General features: G+C 69.8%; 17 protein-coding genes. 8 read left to right on the top strand and 9 right to left on the bottom strand.

Features of this window, described 5'->3' with window-relative positions; genetic code table 11:
- Positions 1-397: 397 nt before the first annotated feature.
- Positions 398-595 (bottom strand): hypothetical protein, encoded by a 198-nt coding sequence (locus tag FRAEUI1C_RS01450; protein WP_013421498.1) that lies wholly within the window; start codon positions 593-595, stop codon positions 398-400.
- A gap of 158 nt (positions 596-753) precedes the next feature.
- Here FRAEUI1C_RS01450 and FRAEUI1C_RS01455 point away from each other — a divergent pair, with 158 nt between their 5' ends.
- Together FRAEUI1C_RS01455 and FRAEUI1C_RS01460 are read left to right on the top strand one after the other, a co-directional pair.
- Positions 754-1740 carry an NAD(P)H-quinone oxidoreductase gene (locus tag FRAEUI1C_RS01455; RefSeq protein WP_013421499.1) on the top strand — a complete coding sequence of 329 codons (987 nt, stop codon included), beginning with the start codon at positions 754-756 and terminating at the stop codon, positions 1738-1740.
- A gap of 73 nt (positions 1741-1813) precedes the next feature.
- Positions 1814-2368: a bacterial proteasome activator family protein gene (locus FRAEUI1C_RS01460; protein ID WP_041258684.1), complete on the top strand. Its 555-nt coding sequence runs from the start codon at positions 1814-1816 to the stop codon at positions 2366-2368.
- A 13-nt stretch (positions 2369-2381) separates the two neighbouring features.
- Here the strand turns inward: FRAEUI1C_RS01460 and FRAEUI1C_RS01465 are convergent, their stop codons facing one another.
- From FRAEUI1C_RS01465 to FRAEUI1C_RS35830, 3 genes are all read right to left on the bottom strand, one after another.
- The gene (locus FRAEUI1C_RS01465; RefSeq protein WP_013421501.1) at positions 2382-3785 is read right to left on the bottom strand and encodes a metallopeptidase TldD-related protein; all 1404 of its coding nucleotides are present in this window, start codon (positions 3783-3785) and stop codon (positions 2382-2384) included.
- A gap of 31 nt (positions 3786-3816) precedes the next feature.
- Positions 3817-5382, bottom strand: coding sequence for a TldD/PmbA family protein (locus FRAEUI1C_RS01470; protein WP_013421502.1), 1566 nt, complete (start codon positions 5380-5382; stop codon positions 3817-3819).
- A gap of 292 nt (positions 5383-5674) precedes the next feature.
- On the bottom strand, positions 5675-6478 hold the full coding sequence (locus FRAEUI1C_RS35830) for a hypothetical protein (RefSeq protein ID WP_049806801.1): 804 nt from the start codon (positions 6476-6478) through the stop codon (positions 5675-5677).
- 551 nt (positions 6479-7029) lie between these two features.
- Here FRAEUI1C_RS35830 and FRAEUI1C_RS01480 point away from each other — a divergent pair.
- The 3 genes from FRAEUI1C_RS01480 (at position 7030) to FRAEUI1C_RS01490 (ending at position 9003) form a co-directional block, all read left to right on the top strand.
- Positions 7030-7416, top strand: coding sequence for a hypothetical protein (locus FRAEUI1C_RS01480; protein ID WP_013421504.1), 387 nt, complete (start codon positions 7030-7032; stop codon positions 7414-7416).
- Between the two features lie 399 nt (positions 7417-7815).
- Complete coding sequence (locus tag FRAEUI1C_RS01485) at positions 7816-8013, top strand: hypothetical protein (RefSeq protein WP_013421505.1); 198 nt, start codon at positions 7816-7818, stop codon at positions 8011-8013.
- A gap of 69 nt (positions 8014-8082) precedes the next feature.
- Complete coding sequence (locus tag FRAEUI1C_RS01490) at positions 8083-9003, top strand: helix-turn-helix domain-containing protein (protein ID WP_013421506.1); 921 nt, start codon at positions 8083-8085, stop codon at positions 9001-9003.
- Between the two features lie 135 nt (positions 9004-9138).
- On the opposite strand, the gene FRAEUI1C_RS01495 is transcribed toward FRAEUI1C_RS01490, so the two are convergent.
- Positions 9139-9708: a hypothetical protein gene (locus FRAEUI1C_RS01495; protein WP_041258689.1), complete on the bottom strand. Its 570-nt coding sequence runs from the start codon at positions 9706-9708 to the stop codon at positions 9139-9141.
- 1498 nt (positions 9709-11206) lie between these two features.
- On the opposite strand from FRAEUI1C_RS01495, the gene FRAEUI1C_RS01510 reads away from it, so the two are divergent.
- Positions 11207-12121, top strand: a complete 915-nt coding sequence (locus tag FRAEUI1C_RS01510; protein ID WP_013421510.1) for a helix-turn-helix domain-containing protein — start codon at positions 11207-11209, stop codon at positions 12119-12121.
- A 221-nt stretch (positions 12122-12342) separates the two neighbouring features.
- Here the strand turns inward: FRAEUI1C_RS01510 and FRAEUI1C_RS01515 are convergent, their stop codons facing one another.
- The gene (locus FRAEUI1C_RS01515; protein WP_013421511.1) at positions 12343-13131 is read right to left on the bottom strand and encodes a Cof-type HAD-IIB family hydrolase; all 789 of its coding nucleotides are present in this window, start codon (positions 13129-13131) and stop codon (positions 12343-12345) included.
- A 228-nt stretch (positions 13132-13359) separates the two neighbouring features.
- Here FRAEUI1C_RS01515 and FRAEUI1C_RS01520 point away from each other — a divergent pair, with 228 nt between their 5' ends.
- Both FRAEUI1C_RS01520 and hisG read left to right on the top strand, forming a co-directional pair.
- Positions 13360-13623, top strand: coding sequence for a phosphoribosyl-ATP diphosphatase (locus FRAEUI1C_RS01520; protein WP_013421512.1), 264 nt, complete (start codon positions 13360-13362; stop codon positions 13621-13623).
- A 118-nt stretch (positions 13624-13741) separates the two neighbouring features.
- A complete protein-coding gene (gene hisG, locus FRAEUI1C_RS01525; RefSeq protein ID WP_013421513.1) occupies positions 13742-14587 on the top strand; it encodes an ATP phosphoribosyltransferase in 846 nt (281 codons plus the stop codon).
- 201 nt (positions 14588-14788) lie between these two features.
- Here the strand turns inward: hisG and folE are convergent, their stop codons facing one another.
- From folE to hpt, 3 genes are all read right to left on the bottom strand, one after another.
- Entirely contained in the window at positions 14789-15493 is a 705-nt protein-coding gene (gene folE / locus FRAEUI1C_RS01530; RefSeq protein WP_013421514.1) for a GTP cyclohydrolase I FolE, read from the bottom strand.
- Positions 15490-17646, bottom strand: a complete 2157-nt coding sequence (ftsH, locus tag FRAEUI1C_RS01535) for an ATP-dependent zinc metalloprotease FtsH (protein WP_013421515.1) — start codon at positions 17644-17646, stop codon at positions 15490-15492. Before ftsH ends, folE begins: the two co-directional genes overlap by 4 nt.
- Before the next feature lie 411 nt (positions 17647-18057).
- Positions 18058-19869, bottom strand: a complete 1812-nt coding sequence (gene hpt, locus FRAEUI1C_RS01540; RefSeq protein ID WP_013421516.1) for a hypoxanthine phosphoribosyltransferase — start codon at positions 19867-19869, stop codon at positions 18058-18060.
- Between the last annotated feature and the right edge of the window lie 9 nt (positions 19870-19878).

Raw genomic sequence — 19878 nt, forward strand, 5'->3', positions numbered from 1 at the left:
CTTGACGGGGCGGCGGACCTGGCCCGCGCCGCCGATCGTGACGCCTTCGCGGACGCAGACCCATGACGTGGGCCGCCCAGTTCGTTGAGGTTCACGTCGTCGACGTACACGGCACGCTCCCCCACGGCATTGGCAGGCTCACGGCACGGTACCCCGTTCGGACCGTTGCGTAGAAGGCCGACGACGCTCCGGAACAGTGATAAGTCGGGGAATTCGGCAGATATCGGTGAGGATCTGGGCGTCCGGAGGTTTCCGCGTTCGCCATGATCTTCTGCTCGGACCGGCCGGGCCAGGACCGGTCCACGATCCGTCTGTCCGCTGAAGGCCGCGCCCGTTCACGCCGATACCGGATCGACGAGGCGTTCCGGTGCCCACGGGGCGGGATCGGTGGCCCTGCTCAGACCGGCTCTGGCTCGGGCGTCGACGGGTCGGTCGGCGCCGGCTCGGTGAAGGGGGACGGCTCGTGCGGGGCGGGCGGCAGGTCGCCAGGGCCGTCCGGCAGCAGCGGCCCCGGGTCGTCGGGGATCGGTGCGTCGGGGTTGAGCGGCGGCGGATCCTGCGGCCGTGCCGCAACCCCGACCGGGAGGGCCTCCATGGTCAGGGCCCTACCCCTGGTCCCAACCTGGAAACGCCGCGCCTTCGGAAAACGACCGACAGGGCCGATCACCGTGTCGCCGGCAGCCGTGGCCGGGCAGCGGAACGGCGCTGGGTCCGTCGTCGGCTCCGCCCCCTGCTGCGGACTAAGGTTGGCGGGTGTACGCGGTCACGGTGGACGAGCCCGGTGGTCCCGAGGTGCTCGAGTGGCGCGAGGTGGACGACCCGCCCGGCCCTGGCCCGGACGAGGTGGTCATCGACGTCGTCGCCACCGCGGTCAATCGGGCCGACCTGCTTCAGCGCCAAGGGCTCTACGCGCCGCCGCCTGGTGCCTCGGACATCATCGGCCTGGAGTGCTCCGGGCGGATCGCGGCCGTCGGGCCGGGCGTCGACGGCTGGCGGGTCGGGGACGAGGTCTGCGCGCTGCTCTCCGGCGGCGGCTACGCGACGAAGGTCGTCGTCCCCGCCGGACAGGTGCTCCCGGTGCCGCCGGGGGTCGACCTGGTCACCGCCGGCGGACTGCCCGAGGTCACCTCGACCGTCTACTCGACCGTTTTCCAACGGGCCCAACTCCTCGACGGCGAGACGTTCCTGGTGCACGGCGGCGCCTCCGGGATCGGCACCTTCGCGATCCAGGCCGTCCGGGCCCTGCGGCCGAAGGCCCTGATCGCGACGACGGCGGGCTCCCCGGAGAAGCTGGAGCGCTGTCGCGAGCTCGGCGCGGACGTCACCATCTGCTACCGGGACGAGGACTTCGTGGCCCGGGTGAAGGAGGCGACCGGTGGGCGCGGCGCGGACGTCATCCTCGACAACATGGGCGCGAAGTACCTGGCCCGCAACGTCGACGTGCTCGCCCCCGACGGCCGGCTGGTGGTGATCGGCATGCAGGGTGGCATCAAGGCCGAGCTGAACCTGGCGACGCTGCTGACCAAGCGGGGCGCGGTGCACGCGATGTCACTGCGTCATCGGCCGGGCGAGCAGAAGGCTGCGATCGTGGCCGGCGTGCGCGCCGAGGTGTGGCCGGCGTTCGCGTCGGGCGCGATCCGCCCGGTGATCGACCGAGTGCTCCCGCTGCGCGAGGCGGCCGAGGCGCACCGCGTCGTGGAGTCCCTCGGGCATGTCGGCAAGGTGCTGCTCGCGGTCTAGTGCCGCGTCGAGAGTCTCGGCGGTCTCGCGGCGGCCTGAACTACCGGGAGCCGGAATGCGGTTGGATGGGGACATGACAGATCAACCGGAACCGCGGGTGGTGGTCGTGGGCCCGGACGGCCGGCTGCGCAGCCCGCTGGACGGCGCCGGCGCCGGTTCGGACCACGCAGGCGACGGCGGCTCGGACTCGCCCGACCCGCGCACGATGATCTCTTCGATGGTGTCGCAGCCCGACAAGGTGATGCGGATCGGCACCATGATCAAGCAGCTGCTCGAGGAGGTCCGGGCGGCGCCGCTGGACGAGGCGAGCCGGCTGCGGCTGCGCGAGATCCACCGCAGCTCGATCCGCGAGCTGTCCGACGGCCTCGCGCCCGAGCTCAAGGACGAGCTGGACCGGCTCAGCCTCCCGTTCGACGACAGCCAGACGCCCAGCGACGCCGAGATCCGGATCGCCCAGGCCCAGCTGGTCGGCTGGCTGGAAGGCCTGTTCCACGGCCTGCAGACGGCGCTGTTCGCCCAGCAGATGGCCGCTCGCGCCCAGCTGGAGGAGATGCGCCGCCGGGCCCTGCCCAGCGGCCAGCCCGGCCAGTCCGGCCAGGACGGCTTCGGTACCGGCACCTACCTGTGACCCCGGGGGGGATCTATGACGCGGGGCTGACCGAGCTCATGTTGAAGTCGGGGACCCGTACCGCCGGCATGCGGGAGAGCTTGAACCAGTCGGCCCACTCGCGGCCCAGGGTGCGGCTGGCCGCGCCGAGCTCGGTGATCCGACCGAGCAGGCTCACCGGCGACTCGTTGAACCGGAAGTTGTTCACCGCGCCGGTCACCTCGCCGTTCTCGACGAGGTAGACGCCGTCCCTGGTCAGCCCGGTCAGCAGCAGTACCTCCGGATCGACCTCGCGGATGTACCACAGGCAGGTCAGCAGCAGCCCCCGCTTGGTCGAGGCGACCATGTCGTCCAGGGTGGCCGTCCCGCCGGCGTCCATCGTGAGGTTGTCGACGAACGGCGTCGGCCGGGCGCCGGCGGCCTGGGCTGAGGACCGGGTGTGCACGAGGGCGGCGAGCTTGCCGTCGTCGAGCCAGTTGGTCCGCCCCAGCGCGAGCCCGTTGTCGAAGACGCTCGCCGTCGCGGACGAGTGCCCCGAGACGGCGAACGGCGCGCAGCTCAGCTCGGGGTCGGCCGGGTCGCTGTACAGCGTCATCCCGGCGGGGCCGAACGCCTCACCCAGCCGGGTCCCGCCGCCGGCCTTGCTGAAGACCGTGCGGCCCTCCGCCGCGTCCCGCCCGGCGGCCGACCAGTAGGCGTCCAGGATCAGGTCGGAGACGGCGGACGGCGGCAGCAGGGTCTCGTAGCGGCCGGCCGGCAGGTCGATAGTGCGGGCGCACCAGCCGAGCCGGCGGCGCAGCTCGGCGTCGGTCGCGGCCACGTCGACGTCGGAGAAGTCGTGGGTCGCCTGGCCGTGCCAGACCGAGCCGCCCGGCTGGCCGTTCTTGGCGTTCCACTCGACCGAGCCGGTCGGCTGGCTGTGCCGCAGCCGCAGCCCGGTGGACGTGCCCAGCCAGGTGGTGGTCAGGTCGTGCTCGGCGAAGCCGTACAGCCCGCGGCCCTCGGCCCGCGCCGCCCGCAGCGCCTCACCGAGGTCGGCCGCGAACCTCGTGAACACCGACGTCGAGGTCCGCTCGGCCAGGGCGTCGAACGGCTCGGGGCTCGTCGCCGCGCCGGGCTGACCGGGCGCCAGCAGGTCGGCGTAGTCCTCCGCGTCGTCGGCGTCCTTGGCCGCGGCCTCGGCGGACCGGACCAGCTCGGTCAGCTTGTCGACCCCGGTCGTGCCGGCCTCGATCGTGCTCACCGACCGCACGCCGAAGGAACGGCCGACGATGCTGACGACGGTGACCGACCGGTCTCGGGCGGCCCCGTTCGTGGTGAGCGTGTTGTTCGCCCAGCGCAGGTTGACGGTGCTGGACTCGGTCGCGATCACGATGCAGCCGTCGGCCCGCGACGCGGCGAGTGCCCGCTCGACGATCTCGTGCGACGCCTCGGTCACCAGTTCTCCTTCGCCTGCGCGAGCCCCGTCATCAGCGACCGGCCTCGTGCCGGGTGTTGAGGATGTTGATTCCGCGGAACAGGGTCGAGGGAGCGCCGTGGCTGACGGCGGCGACCTGGCCAGGCTGCCCCTTGCCGCAGTTCATCGCCCCGCCGAGCAGGTAGGTCTGCTCACCACCAAGCCCGTCGAGCGCGCCCCAGAAGTCGGTCGTCGTCGCCTGGTAGGCCACGTCGCGCAGCTGCCCGACGATCCGGCCCTTGCGAATCTCGTAGAACCGCTGGCCGGTGAACTGGAAGTTGTACCGCTGCATGTCGATGGACCAGCTCTTGTCCCCGACGATGTAGATGCCACGGTTGACCCCGGAGATCAGGTCCTCGGTGGACGGCCCGCCGGCCGCCGGCTGCAGCGAGACGTTGGCCATCCGCTGGATCGGCACGTGCCCGGGGGAGTCGGCGAACGCGCACCCGTTCGACCGGCTCACGCCGAGGCGCTCGGCGTTCGCCGCCGCCATCCTGCGGTCCAGCTGGAAGCCGACGAGCGTGCCCGCGTGGACGATGTCCCACCGGCTGGCGGCTACGCCCTCGTCGTCGTAGCCGATCGTCGCCAGTCCGTGCGGCGCGGTCCGGTCGCCGGTGACGTTCATCAGCGGCGAGCCGTAACGCAGGTTGCCGAGCTTGTCGAGCGTCGCGAACGAGGTGCCGGCGTAGGCGGCCTCGTAGCCGAGCGCCCGGTCGAGCTCGGTGGCGTGGCCAACCGACTCGTGGATCGTGAGCCACAGGTTGGACGGGTCGATCACCAGGTCGTAGCGCCCCGGCTCGACCGACGACGCCTTCGCCTTCTCGGCGAGCAGGCCAGGAATCGTCTCGATCTCGGCGTCCCAGTCCCAGCAGCCGGCCGCCGGACCCGAGACCAGCCATTCCCAGCCACGCCCGGCCGGCGGCGCGATCGTGCGCATCGTCTCGAAGCCGCCCCCGGGGTCGACCCGGGTCGCCTCGATCTGGCAGAGCAGGCGCACCCGTTGCTGGGTGGTCGAGGTACCGCTCAGGTCCGCGTAGTACTTGTTCTCCAGGACCTCGTTGAGGTGCCCGTCGACGTGGTCGACGTCGGCCGCGGACAGCAACGTCCGGCACAGCCCGCCGACCCGGTCGACCTTCTCGCGGGTGTCGATGGCGAACGGGTTCACGGCATACGCCGACACCCAGGTGGCGTCGGCGTGCACCGGCTCGTCGGCGAGCTCGATCGGCTCGGTGTTCAACGGCCGGGCGACCCGGGCGATCTCGACGGCCTCCCGGGTGACGCGGACCGCCTCGTCGGTGGTCAGGTCGACCCCGGCCGCGAACCCCCAGGTCCCCTCATGCACGACCCGCACGGCGAAGCCGACGGTCGAGCCGTCATGGCTCGTCTCGAGGCTTCCATCCCGGAACGACAGCGAGCCGTCTCGAAGCCGTTCGATCCGGATATCCGCGTGGCTTACGCCGAGATCGCGGGCCGTCTGCAGCGCCGCGTCCGTCAGCGCCGCCCGCGGCAACGCGAGGAACTCCGGGTCGACCTCCTGCGGCGGCGTCCTGGACGCTGTAGGCGAAGCGGCTGTCGGCATGCGTCCCATCCTGTACCGCCCGCCGCCGCTCTGGCGCGCCGGGCGCGACCGAAATCACTCTTGGTGCTGGTGCTGGTGCTGGTCGGCTGGGTTGGCGCCTCGGCCCGCCCCCCGAGGACGAGCCGAGGCGCCTTGGCGGCTTGGTGGCAGCTGCCCTGTGTCGTGTTCCTGCGTCCCAGGTCCCAGTGGCCGCTGGCGGTCGGTGCTCGGCTTCCCTCCGGCCGTCCCCTCGTGCAGGCCGGTCAGGAGCGCGATTCGCCGTCAGGCGCTCAGGTGATGCGGTTCCACCCGCTTACCACTCGTCGATGCGAGGGTTGCCGGTGTCGTCGCCGAGGTGGCCGTGGTCCTGCTTGACCAACGTCCAGCGACGTTCCGCCTCGCTGATCGCCGCCGACATCAGCACCGGGTCCCGGGGGCTGCGGTCGAGGAACAGGTCGGTGGCGTAGGTGAACGCGGTGACGAAGCGCTGGGTCACGGGCGCCTGCAGGTCGACCACCGCCGGCCGGTCGTGGTGGGCCACGACATGCTTCATGAAGTCATGCGCGAGCTGGTTCATTCGCGTCGAGAAGGTGTCGCCCCGGGGGCTTCCGGCGTCGAGGCTCGGCCAGGGCTTTGTCCGCGGCGGGCCGGTGTCCGGTTCCGTGACGTCGCGGTCGTCCGCCCACACCGGATGCGGGTCGTCATCGAGGTCGTCGTTGTGGTCGCCGTGCCCGTGGGCCGCGCCGTCGAGCACGAAGTCCTCGCGGCGGGCCCGAGTGACGGCGGTGAAGAGCAGCAGCCCCGCCACGACCGCGATCAGCAGTGTGGTGGTTCCGAGGATCCAGACGGGCCAGTAGGAGTGGCCACGGGCGCCGGCGCCCGCGGTCGGATCGGTACCGGAACCAGCAGGCAGCGCTCGTGCCGGTGGCGCCGTCGGCCGCGTGGTGCTGTCCGCCGGGCCGGTGTCGCCGATCCCGGTCAGCCAGCCGATGACGCTGGCCAGGCCGGTGACCAGCAATGTCGGAATACCTAGGAATACCGCCAGGCGCGACTTCCCGAGGCAGGCCGCGAGGGCCGTGAGGCAGATCCCGACGATGATCAGCTCCTGTGCTGACACGCCAGATCCGAGACTCGACAAGCTAGGCTCAGTCACGTACTCGTCCTTCCAGCCACGGTGGATCTTCGGATTTCGTACCCCCGAGGGGGTCGTGGCCGGGTACTAGCGAGAGCTGGGCTGGCTGGGACGCTGAGTGACGTCAATGTCATCAAGCGAGGCATCGTGTACCCCCTTGACTAGGCGACCGGTGGTCGATCGGCTGGCCTCACCAGAATAGTGCGGCAAGATGAGTCGCCGTGGCAAGAAGATTCGGAATATTTGCCTGTAGGTCAGGTTCTGGACGTCGATCGCACGGGTCGACCGCAGTCCGCCTCGACCCGGCCCCGTGATCCAGAACGGCGCTCGCCGGTCGGCCAGGTGGCCAGGCCGGTTGGCGCGGTCGGCCGGGCGGCGGCAGTACAGGCCGTTGGGCGATGTTCAACAAAACGTCCCGCCGTGGGCAATCTGCCGTGTTTCAATAGAATTTCCGGTGGTCGGTCTCCTACGGGCCGCTGTGCCCGGCCGACCCCCACCAGAGCCGACCACGGTGGTGGCGGGAAGGTGAGCCCGGCATGGTTCTTGTCCTGGCCATTGCGGCCTGCGGTTCCGGCGCGTGCCACGCGGTCTTTGTGGATGGCCGTGACGTCTGGGTGGTCGGCGATCGGTTGCCGCAGAGGGCTTCCGGTCGGGACGGCGACCCGGCCCGCACGACCGTCCGGGTGGATCTGACGGTCTTTGAGCCGGCGACCGCGAGATTGCGCGCCGCGTTTCACGCGGCCGGCACCGACCCCGCTGAAATAGATGAGCTGGCCGAGAGCGTGCGGGCGGGATCGGCCTATGTGGTCGGCTCTGCAGCCACTACGCCACCCGAGTCCATTGGCGTCGCCTCTCACGAGGCCGCGGTCATCGCGCGCCGGTTGCCTTCGAAGGTGGTCGGGCAGTTGGCGCTGGCCGCCTAGCAGGTTCGGCCGCCGGTCGGCATCGGGTAACGAGGGCGGATCCCGTCGGCCTATGTCCGACCGGCATATTCGCGCCTCGTGTGCTCGGAGGCCACTGTCTCAGCGTCGAGTCTCGCCACCGGCCAACTACTCACGGTTGTCAATCTTGTTCAGATTGAATCATCGTTGCCCGCTGTGGCTCGACCTATAGCCACATGCAGTCTGTTGTTTACCAAAGGTGACACGCCGTGAGTGGAACCTCGCCGCCCAGCAGGCGGAGCCTGGATGGAGGCCGGTAGGGTCGCCTCATATTCCCAGTGGTGGCGTGGGTGGTCGGAGTGCGATGCCAACATATTCTGACATATTTGCCCTCGATCCACTCTGGGTGTAGGTTCCCGTGTGCCTAGGAGAGGACGAGCAATGCAGCCAACCCCTCTGGTGACTGTGTGCGGCTCCGGAGGTTGCCCGACCGTCTTCACGACCGAAGACGACGCGGTGATCGTCCAGGGCTACCTGCCGGAACCTCGCCTCTCCGAGGGCGTTCCCACGGGGGAAGCGCGTGTCGTCATCCCCCGGGAGCTGTTGAACGAGGCGGCGCGCAGGCTGTTGGCGAGCTGAGGTCGACGTCGGCTGGGGCGTGAGGCCGCCAGCGGTAGCCCGGGCTCGACCCCTGGGGCGGGAGGGACGATGGAGACCGACGACCGGTCCGGTCGGCATCATGATCCCTCCGAGACGGTGGGCGCCGCGCTCGCCAGACTGCGTCGGGAGAGCGGCCTGACCGGCGTCGAGGTCGCCAAGCGGTCCGGTGTCAGCCAGGGCCAGATTTCCAAGATCGAAAACTCGCGGGTCACGCCGTCGCAGGCCGATGTCGTGCGGTTCGCGGGTGCCCTCGATCTGCCTGGCGCCCTGGTGGCCGATCTCGTGGAGCGATCGCGCCAGGCTCAGGCGTTGGCGCGGGAGCGTCGACGTGGCGCGAACCGGAGCGTTGCCGCCAACCAGGAGGACTACCTCGAAGAAGAGGGCAGAGCGAGGCATCTGCGCGCCTTCGAGCCGATCCTCGTGCCGGGCCTGCTACAAACCAGCGAGTATGCCCGCCGGGTGATCAACAGGTTCTATGCCGTGATCTACGGCGACGACCGCCAGGGCTGGCCGGACACCGCCGCCGCGGTGCGGCTGCGGTTGGAGCGTCAGGAACGGCTTTACGATCCCGATCGAGATTTCAAGTTCATCATCAGCGAGTCGGCGCTCCGGGCCCGCTTCGGCGCGAAGGACTACTGGCCGCTGCTGATGGCCGCGCAAATCCAACGGATCGAGAGCGCCTGCGAACTCCCGAACGTCGAGATCCGGATCGTGCCCACCGACACGTCCCTGCCATTCCCGGCCATCGAGCCTTTCGAGATCATGGACGACGCCGTCGTGATCACCGAGTCGACCGCCGGATCCAGCCGCCGAGACCGTGATGGCGTCGAGATCTACGCCAGGGTTTTTGATCGGTTCTGGTCCAGCAGCACGCCAGACGTCCTGCCGATCCTGAGCCGGTACAAGACCGAGTTTCTCGAGGAAAGCACGAAGGTCGCGAAGTCGGAAGACGCGGGCACCGGACAGTAGTCCACGTCGTGCGTCGACCGGCGACCTGTTGGCCGGCGATGCGGTTTGGCCCGTGCCACCAGCCAGGCCGGCACGCGATGGACGTGCGGCACCTGGCCCGGCCGACTCCGTCGGCGGTCGGGCCAGGTGGTCGGCTTACCGTTGCGGGGTGAGCTCGCGGCGATGGCCTGCCGAGCCGACCGAGACCTTCTCGGCTATGCGGCTGTCGCTTCCACCCCGGCCTGTGGCCGGTGCATCGGGGACTCGGCCCGCGGCGGCCCGGGACTGCGCGAGGCGAGCCTCCGCGCGGCGGGTGGCCTCGACGGTCCTGCTGTCGTGGACGAGGGTGAGCCGCTGGGGCGTCTCGCCGCCGGTAACACGCTGCACGGGCAGGTCCCGCCGGTAACCGGGCCGCACCCGCAGGTCGGCCCAGGTGGTTCCGGAACGGTGCAGGTCGATCTGCACCTTCTGCCAGCTGTCCTCCGCGCGCCGGACGGCGCCGACCAGCGCGGTCCGCGAGTTCTCCTGGTCGCGGTCGACCAGGATGCGGACCGCGTCCCCCAGAGCGCCCGCCATCGACCGGGCTTCATCCGAGAATGCGTCCAGTCGGGCAGGCTGGCCGGGTTTCGCCGCCGTGTAGCGCAGGTACTGGCGGGTCAGCCAGGACAGCCGGGTGTACAACTGGTCGCGGTTGGTGCCGGTGAGAGTGGCGTAAACGGTCAGCATTGACATGCGATCACGTCCAGCTGGATCTTGGTGCTGTTCAGGCGTTGGCCGGCGCCCCCGGCCGTGGGGTGGGCTGTGCTGGCCGAGGTGGCCATACCCCACCTGGGTACTACACAGGAATCAGTGGTGAGATCCCCCGCGTGCGGCATATTCCGACGCACCTCCTGCTTCCGAGGCCCGTGACCGCTGGTCGACTGGACCCTTGAGCAAAAGGTAGACGACTGCGAGACCGTCGACAAGGCGACTTGAGAATATAGTCCAAGATCTTTACAAAGCTGGCGTTGAGGTGAATACTTTCGACCTGGCAGGGACATCGCTGGTTCGGCTGCCGTTCGCGAGCGGGCCAGCGATCCGATCCGGGTACCGGACCGGGACAGGACGAGACAGGTGGCGACGTGACGTCGAGACGGTCGCGCGGGTCCGTGCCGGCCGTCGTGCCTTTCGGGGCAGCAAAACCGGCCGGCTCGGTTGACGCCGGCGGGGTGAGTGTCGCCGGACCGGCCGGGGTGGGCGGGGCGGCCGGCGGGGGCAGGCTGGTCCGGTCAGGCTGGCCGGTCGGATACCGCTGCCGCCGCGGCCCGAAAGATTTCCGCCGGAATCTCGACCAGGACCTCACCGGGGGCCGGCTGCACGGTGTCGTCAGTCACGAGCGTGCCCTGGACGACGATCGTGCCGTGGTCGCTCGCATAGACCTGAGGGCACGAGTTGGTTCCGCAGTCGTGGTCGGTCAGAGGTATAAGGCGCATGTTCCCGCCCTTTCGTGTGGAGCCCCCAGATCCCTTCGGCGAACGTCGGGTTGGCGCCGCGGGACCCGGCCGACCGGGGATCGCCCCATCGGCGGACAGGACCGTGTTACTCGATTTGAGCACGCAATCGCGGAACACGCCGCCGATATACGTGGTCAACAGGTTCCACATCCGGACCCGTGGCAGACCACCCGCAGGCGCGAATTGCCTGGTAGACGCCCTTCGCATGCGCGTTTGTTGATTCATGCGAGTGTTCTTGCGTGGGGGGTGCCCGAATGGGTGGCTTGGCGGCTCCAGCTCGACGCGCCGGCCAGGTTCCCCGACTGCCGACTTGGCGCCGCCGGTCTAGTATTCAGGCCTGGGAGATCATGTTCTTCCGAAGATCGATATTATTCACTCTGTCATTGCCGGTGGCGGGTACTTGATGTTGAGCGCGCCGCGGAGGAAGTAGGAGCAATGGAGCTCGTGCCGCTTGCCCAGTCCAGCTGCGGGACGTCGACGTGCCCAGGCGTCTTCGAGGCGTCTGACGGGTCCGTGGTCGTTCAGGGTTATGTTGTGCCTACGCAGCGCTACGCTGACGGGGTGCCAGACGGGGAGGCCCGAGTGCAGATTCCTCGCGACCTGCTCATCAGAGCGGCGCGCAGTCTGCCAGACTGGGATGGACAGTAGTCGGGCCGGGTAGCTGCGCCATCGGGCCTGGTGTACTGGGTCTCGACCCGGCGTAATTGTTCTCGCGGAAGCGGAGGGCTGTCGTGGCGGACGATATTGTCGATGTCGTTCCGTCACTTGGCGTTCCCGCGCTTGGTGCGGAGCCGGGCTCCTCGACATTGGCTGGGGAGCTCGGTCGCGCGCTTGCTGGGTTGCGCAAGCGCAAGGGGATGACGGGGGAGGAACTCGGCCGGGCGATCGGCGCGAGTCAGGCGAAGATCTCGAAGATCGAGCGGGGAGCGCTGCGGCCGAGCCCGTTGGACGTTGAGAAGATCGTGTTGGCCCTGGACGGTTCGAAGGACGCCCTGCACGAGTTGGTGGGGCAGGCGACCGAGTTGCAGGCTCTGAGTAGCCGCCCGCGGTTGCCGCGTCGTGGCCCGGTTAACCAGCAGGACTATGCCGATCTTGAGAGTCGCGCCACGCTGGTGCGTGACTTCGAGCCGATCACCGTTCCAGGCCTGATGCAGATCAGTGAGTACACCCGCCGGGTGATCAACGCGTTCCATGCGGTCGACATTGGTGACCATGAGTCGAAGTGGGCCGAGACTGCGGCGAAGGTGACGCAGCGGCTCCAGCGCCAGGAGCGGCTCTACGACACCAACAAGACGTTTGAGTTCATCCTGCTGGAGAACCTGCTCAACAACATGTATGTCACTCCGGGGTACATGCTGGCGCAGGTCGACCGAATCGAGCAGATCGCGAAGCTGCCGAACGTGACGGTGCGGATCGTCCCGATGACGGCCCAGCTCGGCCTGCCACCGAGCCACGGATTCATGATCTTTGACGACGATGTGGTCGTCACCGAATCCCTGGACGCGACCGTCTACCAGGACCGGCGCAGTGTCGAGTTCTACACCCACTTCTTCGAGAGCTACCGCGAGCTCGCGAATGCCGACCTCTTCGAGGTCCTCGAGCGCTACAAGGCGCGCTACGCCGACATGGCGATGCCCAAGCCCTGATCGACCCGAGCCCTGAACAAGGCTGAGGGCTTGCCCGTCGCCATGATCGCTGTTTCGGCCCTCTGGTGGCTGCGAAACAGCCCCGGGCACGACCATCCGAGGGCTGAAACAGCGATCATCGGGCTGCCGAGCTGCCGGGGGACCGGGGCGCGACCTTGCGGGAGCCGGCGTTGGCCCGGCGCGGAAGGTCCGGGGTGCGGTCGATCTCGGACTGGGTGGCCTCAGTCGAAGAGGCGTTCCAGAACGAGGGCGACGCCGTCCTGGTCGTTGGAGGCGGTAATCTCGTCGGCGGCCGCGAGGACCTGCGGGTGGGCGTTGGCCACGGCGACGGCGTGGCCGGCCCAGGCGAGCATCGGCAGGTCGTTGAGCATGTCGCCGAAGGCGACGACGTCCGCCGCGGTGACCCCGCGGGCGGTGGCGACCTCGGCCAGCGCGACCGCCTTGGAGACGCCGGCGCCGGCGATCTCGATCAGCGTCTCGGTGGACCGGGTCACCACCGCCTCGGCGCCCGCGAGGTCCACGACCTTCTCGTAGACGTCGGCGAGCGACTCTCCGCTGCGGCGAACGAGCAGCTTGATGGGTGGCAGCGTCACCAGCAGGTCGGCGAGGTCGGCGACCAGCTCCAGCGGGTCGGGCCACATCGTGCGGAACCCGGGCTCCCGCCCGAACCTCAGCCCGCTCTCTACCGCGAACGCGACGTCCGGCACCATCTCCCGGATGGCCTGGGCCAGCCGTAGCGCCGCCCGCTGGTCGAGCTCGCGATGGTTGACCGTCGTCTGCGCGTCCAGGTCGTAGACGAGGGCACCGTTCGCGCAGACGGCGATGCCGGCGACCGAGGTCTTCGCGACGACGTCCGCCATCACCCGGATCGGTCGGCCGGTCACGAACACGACGGTCGCGCCGTGCTCGCGCACCCGGCGCAGGGCTCGACGGGTGCGCTCCGACACGGTGCCGTCCGACCGGATCAGGGTTCCGTCCAGATCGGTGGCGACGATCGCGGGAGGGGACACAGCGACCCAGTCAACCAGCGCTGGGCCGTTTTCACCATGGTCATGTCGGGGCGCGGACCCAGGTCGCTCCGCGTGACGGCGCCGTGCGTCTGTGCCGCTGGGACAGCGGGGCCCGGGACCGCGGGCCCGCCCAGGTAACATGCGGTTCATGAGGTCTGTCGGCTGCACGCGCGCGTGCCTGGGCGCATGTGGTGGCGTCACCGCTTCCGCTGCCGAGGGTCGCCGGCCGTGAAGACCTTTGACGAGCTGTTCGTCGAGCTGTCCGCGAAGTGGCAGGACAAGACCCCGGGCTCCGGCTCCGTCGCCGCGCTCGAGGCCGGCGTGCACCACATCGGCAAGAAGCTGGTCGAAGAGGCTGCCGAGAGCTGGATGGCGGCCGAGTACGAGACCGGCGAGCGGGCCGCCGAGGAGCTCTCTCAGCTGATCTACTGGATTCAGCTCATGATGATCTCCCGTGGCCTCACCCCGGACGACGTCTACCTCCATCTCTGACCCCGCACCCGGGTGTCGTATGCCCCTGGGGTGGCGCGGGTTCCGGCGACGTCAGACCACGTCGCGCCCCTTGCCCTGTGAGCGGCCACCATCGGCCTGAGATGACACGGACATGATCATGCTGCGTATCGCGGTACCGAACAAGGGCGCGCTCTCCGCCGCCTCCAGCCAGCTGCTCGGCGACGCCGGGTACCACGTGAAGCGGGACGGCGCCGAGCTCGTCGTCGCCGACGTCGAGAACGACATCGAGTTCTTCTTCCTGCGCCCGCGCGACATCGCGGTCTACGTCGGCGCTGGCCGCCTCGACGTCGGCATCACGGGCCGCGATCTGCTGCTGGACAGCGGGGTGCCGGCTCGGGAGCTCGTCGCGCTCGGCTTTGGGCACTCGACGTTTCGTTACGCGGCGCCGAAGGGCGCCATCGCCGACGTCGCGGAGCTGGACGGGTTGCGTATCGCCACCTCGTTCCCCGGGCTGGTCCGCGCGGACTTCGCGGCTCGGGGGCTGACCGCGCAGGTGGTCACCCTGGACGGCGCGGTCGAGACCGCGGTGCGCCTGGGCGTCGCGGACGCCGTCGCCGACGTCGTGGAGACCGGGCGCACGCTGCGCGCCGCGGGGCTGGAGCTCGTCGGTGAGCCGGTCATGCGGTCCGAGGCCATTATGATCACCAAGCAGGGCGCGGAGCTCGGGTCGGCGCAGGAGCGGCTGCTGCGCCGGGTCCAAGGTGTCCTCGTCGCCCGCCGATACGTGATCATGGACTATGACGCGCCGACCGACGTGCTGGAAAAGGCGTGCGAGATCACCCCGGGCTTCGAGTCACCCACGATCTCGCCGCTGGCTCGGGAGGGCTGGGTCGCGGTCCGGGCCATGGTGCTGAAGGACGACGTCAACCGCACGATGGACGACCTGTGGGACCTCGGTGCCCGCGGCATCCTCGTCTCCGCGATCCAGGCCTGCCGCCTCTAGGGCGTGCGCTGCGCGCCCGCCGTCGGGCGCTGGGGCGCCCGACAATGCGGATCTTGGCTGAGGTATTTGGCGTCGTTAGCCCGATACTGCCTGGCGAGGTGGTTGCGTTGGCGCCGCGCTGATGCGCCGTCACCTCTGACGGAGACAACGACGAAAGCCCCCGGGCGAACCCGGGGGCTTTCGTCGTGACTGGCTGAGCGGCTACCGGCGGTGGCTGCTCAGGATGAGGCTCATGCCCTCGTTGCGGGTCGCGGGGGAGAGGAACTGGCCCCGGACCGCGGACGTGACCGTGCAGGCGCCAGGCTTGCGGACCCCGCGCATCGACATGCACAGGTGCTCCGCCTCGACGACCACCATGACCCCGCGCGGCTGGAGCACGTCCACCAGCGCGTCGGCGACCTGCGAGGTCAGCCGCTCCTGTACCTGCGGCCGGCGGGCATACAGGTCGACCAGCCGGGCCAGCTTCGACAGGCCGGTGATCTGGCCGTTCTCGTTCGGGATGTAGGCGACATGCGCCTTCCCTGAGAAGACGACCAGGTGGTGCTCGCACAGCGACGAGAAGTCGATGTCGCGCACCAGCACCATCTCGTCGTGACCCTCGTCGAAGACGGTGGTCAGCACGTCGGCGGGGTCGCGGCCCAGCCCCTCGACCGCCTCCGCGTAGGCACGGGCGACCCGGTCGGGCGTCTTGCGCAGGCCCTCCCGATCCGGGTCCTCCCCGATGCCGATCAGCAGCTCACGCACCGCAGCGGCGACGCGGTCGTGGTCGAACGGGCGTATCCGACCGTTGCCCGGCCGGAACTCCGCGACGGCGGCGCCGGAACCTGACCCAGTCTCCGCCGCCGAGCCGCCCTCGTCATCGAGGTGGTCGAGGTCGGCGGACAGGAGGTCGGTCTCGGACGTCAACTGCGTTTCCTTTCGTCGTCGTTCGGCCACACCGGGGGCGCCCACGGGTTCGAGATCCGTGGAGCATCCGGCGGGGGCGCGGCCGGTGGCCCGGCCGGCCCGGTCGGGCCGTTGACGGGCCCGGAGACCGGGCCGTGGCCGGTGTCGGCACCCTGCCCGGGAGCGGCCGCCGGGTTGTTGAGGCCTGGCGAGCCGTTGCCGGTCGGGTGACCGTTTCCGTTCCCGTTGCCCTTGACCAGGTCGGCCACGTCGGACGCGACCAGACCCAGCTCGGCAGGGGTCTGCACGGGTGGACGATCCGACGGTACCCGTCGGCCGACGCCCGTGTAGAAACCACGAACCGGCCGCTTCTGAACGGTGGCGAAGGTCTCCAGCACGTCGTCCTTGCTGAGGGTCTCGGTGTCCATCAGCCGTAGGACAAGGTTGTCCAGCTCGTCGCGGTAGGTGTTCAGCACCTCCCAGGCCTCGTCGTGCGCGGCCTCGATGAGCTTGCGAACCTCGTTGTCGATCTCGCCGGCGACGGCCTCGGAGTAGTCGCGCTGGTGTCCGACCTCACGGCCGAGGAACACCTCGCCCGACTCGGCGCCGAACTTCAGCGCGCCCAGCTTGTCCGACATGCCGTACTGGGTGACCATCGCGCGGGCGATCTGGGTCGCCTTCTCGATGTCGTCGCTCGCTCCGGTGGTCGGCTCGTGGAAGACGACCTCCTCCGCGGTCCGGCCGCCGAGCAGCACGGCCAGCTTGTCGAGCATCTCCGACCGGGTGGACAGGTACTTGTCCTCCAGGGGGAGCTGCATCGTGTAGCCGAGCGCCCGGCCACGGGGCAGAATCGTGATCTTGTGGACCGGGTCGGAGTTCGGCAGCGCGTGTGCCACCAGGGCGTGTCCGCCCTCGTGGTAGGCGATGCGCTTCTTCTCCTTGTCGCTCATCGCCCGGGTCTTGCGCTCCGGGCCGGCGAGCACGCGGTCGATCGACTCCTCCAGCAGGTCAGAGGAGATCATCTTCTGGTCCGCGCGAGCGGCCAGCAGCGCGGCCTCGTTCAGCACGTTGGCCAGGTCCGCACCGGTGAAGCCGGGGGTACGGCGGGCGATGACCAGCAGGTCGACGTCCGGGCCGATCGGCTTGCCCTTGGCGTGCACCTTGAGGATCGCCTCACGGCCCAGTAGGTCAGGGCGGTCGACCACGATCTGCCGGTCGAACCGGCCCGGGCGCAGCAGCGCCGGGTCGAGGATGTCCGGCCGGTTGGTCGCGGCGATCAGGATCACGCCGCCCTTGACGTCGAAGCCGTCCATCTCGACGAGCAGCTGGTTGAGCGTCTGCTCGCGCTCGTCGTGGCCACCGCCGAGGCCGGCGCCGCGGTGACGGCCGACCGCGTCGATCTCGTCGACGAAGATGATCGCCGGCGCGTTCGCCTTGGCCTGCTCGAACAGGTCGCGGACCCGGCTCGCGCCGACACCGACGAACATCTCGACGAAGTCAGAGCCCGAGATCGAGTAGAACGGCACGCCTGCCTCGCCGGCGACCGCACGGGCCAGCAGCGTCTTACCGGTGCCCGGTGGGCCGTACAACAGCACGCCCTTGGGGATCTTGGCCCCGATGGCCTGGAATTTTCCTGGATTCTCCAGGAACTCCTTGATCTCCTGGAGTTCCTCCAGTGCCTCGTCGGCGCCGGCCACGTCCGCGAAGGTCGTCTTCGGTGTGTCCTTGTTGACCAGCTTGGCCTTGGACTTGCCGAAGTTCATCACGCGGTTGCCGCCGCCCTGCATCTGGTTCATCAGGAACAGGAACAACGCGACCACGAGCACCAGAGGCAACAGGTTGAGTAGCAGCGAGACCAGGACGTTGCTGCGCTCGACCTTGACCTCGTACGGGACGTTCTTGTCGTTCAACTCGGCGGCAAGCGAGACCGCCTGGTTGGTGACGTAGCTCGACTCGTACTTCTTGTCGTCCTTGGTCGTGATCTGGACTATCTGCTTGGAGTCCTCGATCGTGGCACTCTTGACCTGGCCAGCAGCGATCTTGGCCTGGATATCGTGCAGGTTCTCCTTGCTGTACTCCTTGGGACCAGACAAGACGTTGGTCGTCAGGAAGATCACAAGCAGGACCAGGAGAGCCAGGACCACCCAGCCGCGGAAGATTCTTCTTGGAGTCATCTGCCTGGAGCGCTGGACACGCGCGCTCCACCCTCCTGACGTGTGTGCTGCCCTCGATCGGGATTCCCTTGTGCCGAGGGTACCGCCGGCACGCGCATGTCACCCACGCGTACAGCTGAGGAACGGTTCGCCAGCCCGCCGTGTTCCGTACGCGGCGGTCGGCCGGAACCGGGCGCGGAGCGCCCTTCGCGGACCTGCCGGATCGACTCCGTCGATCCGGCAGGAACCCCGGCTCCGCCTGGTCGGGCGCTGCGCGCCCTCCCCAGCGCTTGCTGTCCTGGCACCCTGAAGTCTGGGGTCGGAGTGAATCTAGGTCGGGTCCGTGGTTGGTTCACGCTGCCACCGATCTGGGAGGTTCGGAGCACGGAGGGCAGCCTTCCCAAGCGAGACGGGACGACGCGGAGCCGCCGGTCAGGACGGGCGGGGGCCTCGGGCGATTGCTTCGGGGGTGAGTGTCCCCACGAACGGCAAGGTTCGGTAGTGCTCGGCATAGTCGAGGCCGTAGCCGACCACAAAGGCGCTCGGGATGTCGAAACCGACATATCGGACGTCGACGTCGACGGTGATGGCCTCCGGCTTCCGGAACAGCGCCAGCACCTCAAGCGAGCCCGGGTTACGCGAACGCAGGTTCTTGAGTAGCCAGGACAGGGTCAGCCCGGAGTCGATGATGTCCTCGACTACCAGGACGTCGCGTCCCTCGATCGACCGGTCCAGATCCTTGAGGATGCGGACCACTCCGGACGAGGAACTCGCCGAGCCGTAGGACGACACGGCCATGAACTCCATGGTCACGGGGGTACGCAGCGCCCGCGAGAGGTCGGCCATGACCATGACAGCGCCCTTGAGCACGCCCACCAGCAGCAGCTCGCGCCCGGCGTAGTCGGCGTCGACCTGCGCGGCGAGGGCGGCGATGCGGGTGGCGATCTCCTCCTCGCTGACGAGGACCTCGCCGATGTCCCCGTCGTGCCAGGGCGGCGTGTCGGCGGGCGCCGAGCCGGGTTTGCTCTGATCGGGCGAGCCGGTTGTGCTTTGATCAGCGGAGTCGGGTGCGCTCACTTCGGCCTGGCTCACCGGCATGCCCTCCTCGGCGTCGGGCCGCGCGGCGTCAGGCCGGCGCGGCGATGGTCGCGGGCCGGTCGGCCCTGATGCAGCGTCGCCACCGTCCGCCGTCCCGCGGCGCCCGGACCTGGTCTCGCCCGGTCCGGCCACGCTGATCCTGTCACCTCGACGCCGGGCGGTGACGCCGGACGGCAGCGGGACCGGCTGCTGCCCGCGCCATCGGGTCACCAGCTCCTCCATCGCCCAGACGTGCTCGGCGCGCAGCGCGGACGCCGATGCGCCCAGCGCGAGCGCGGCCCGGCGCAGCACCCGGGTCCGCAGCGCGCTGGGTAACGACCCGAGCGCCTCGACGGCGAGTTCGACCGAACCAGCGCCGGCCGGTGAACCGGCGGTGGCCTGGGCATAGGCGTCATCCGTCAGCGCGTCGAGCGCCTCGGCATCGGCGCGCAGCAGGTCGGCGCTGCGGGACAACGACTCGGCGATACCAGGACCGAGCTGTTCCTCCAGCGCCGGCAGCAGGGCGTGCCGGACGCGGGCTCTGGCGAAGGCCGCGTCGGCGTTCGTCGGGTCCTCCCACACGTCTAGACCCTCGGCGCGGCAGGCGGCCCTGGTCTGCTCCTTGCGCAGTCCCAGCAGCGGCCGGCGCAGCAGTCCGTCGCGCGGCGACATGGCGCCCAGCGAGCGGGCCCCGGCGCCGCGGGCGAGCCTCAGCAGCACGGTCTCGGCCTGGTCGTCCAAGGTGTGGCCGAGCAGCAGCGCCGCGGCGCCCAACCGTTCGGCGGCGGCCGCGAGCGCCGCCCGCCGGGCGTCCCGCGCGGCTCCCTCGGACCGGGCCGAGTGCGCGACCAACAGCTCCACCGGGTCCAACCGCAGCGCCCGGCCCTGCGCGACGACGGACTCGGCCCGCTGGTCGGAGGCGCCGTCCCAGCCGTGGTCGACCGTGAGCAGCCCGGCGCGCAGGGCGCGGCGCGGCGCGACGAACGCCGTCGCGGCGGCCAGCGCCAACGAGTCCGGCCCCCCCGAGCAGGCGACCAGCACCAGCGCTCCGGGCGGCAGATCGGCGACGGCGTGCCGCACGGCCAACCGGATGGCGGCCACGGCCGGCGCCGGCGACCCCGACGGGTGGATCCGCTGCCCGCTGGCGGGGCTCGCGGAACCGGTCACCCGCGGCAC

It is taken from the genome of Pseudofrankia inefficax (assembly GCF_000166135.1).
Lineage (GTDB): Bacteria > Actinomycetota > Actinomycetes > Frankiales > Frankiaceae > Pseudofrankia > Pseudofrankia inefficax.

Excerpts from the sequence above, each read along its gene's own strand:
- ftsH (WP_013421515.1), bottom strand. The coding sequence starts at position 17,646 with ATGACTCCAAGAAGAATCTTCCGCGGCTGGGTGGTCCTGGCTCTCCTG.
- FRAEUI1C_RS01495 (WP_041258689.1), bottom strand. The coding sequence starts at position 9,708 with ATGCTGACCGTTTACGCCACTCTCACCGGCACCAACCGCGACCAGTTG.
- FRAEUI1C_RS01450 (WP_013421498.1), bottom strand. The coding sequence starts at position 595 with ATGGAGGCCCTCCCGGTCGGGGTTGCGGCACGGCCGCAGGATCCGCCG.
- FRAEUI1C_RS01460 (WP_041258684.1), top strand. The coding sequence starts at position 1,814 with ATGACAGATCAACCGGAACCGCGGGTGGTGGTCGTGGGCCCGGACGGC.
- hisG (WP_013421513.1), top strand. The coding sequence starts at position 13,742 with ATGCTGCGTATCGCGGTACCGAACAAGGGCGCGCTCTCCGCCGCCTCC.
- FRAEUI1C_RS01490 (WP_013421506.1), top strand. The coding sequence starts at position 8,083 with ATGGAGACCGACGACCGGTCCGGTCGGCATCATGATCCCTCCGAGACG.
- FRAEUI1C_RS01470 (WP_013421502.1), bottom strand. The coding sequence starts at position 5,382 with ATGCCGACAGCCGCTTCGCCTACAGCGTCCAGGACGCCGCCGCAGGAG.
- FRAEUI1C_RS01480 (WP_013421504.1), top strand. The coding sequence starts at position 7,030 with ATGGTTCTTGTCCTGGCCATTGCGGCCTGCGGTTCCGGCGCGTGCCAC.
- FRAEUI1C_RS01485 (WP_013421505.1), top strand. The coding sequence starts at position 7,816 with ATGCAGCCAACCCCTCTGGTGACTGTGTGCGGCTCCGGAGGTTGCCCG.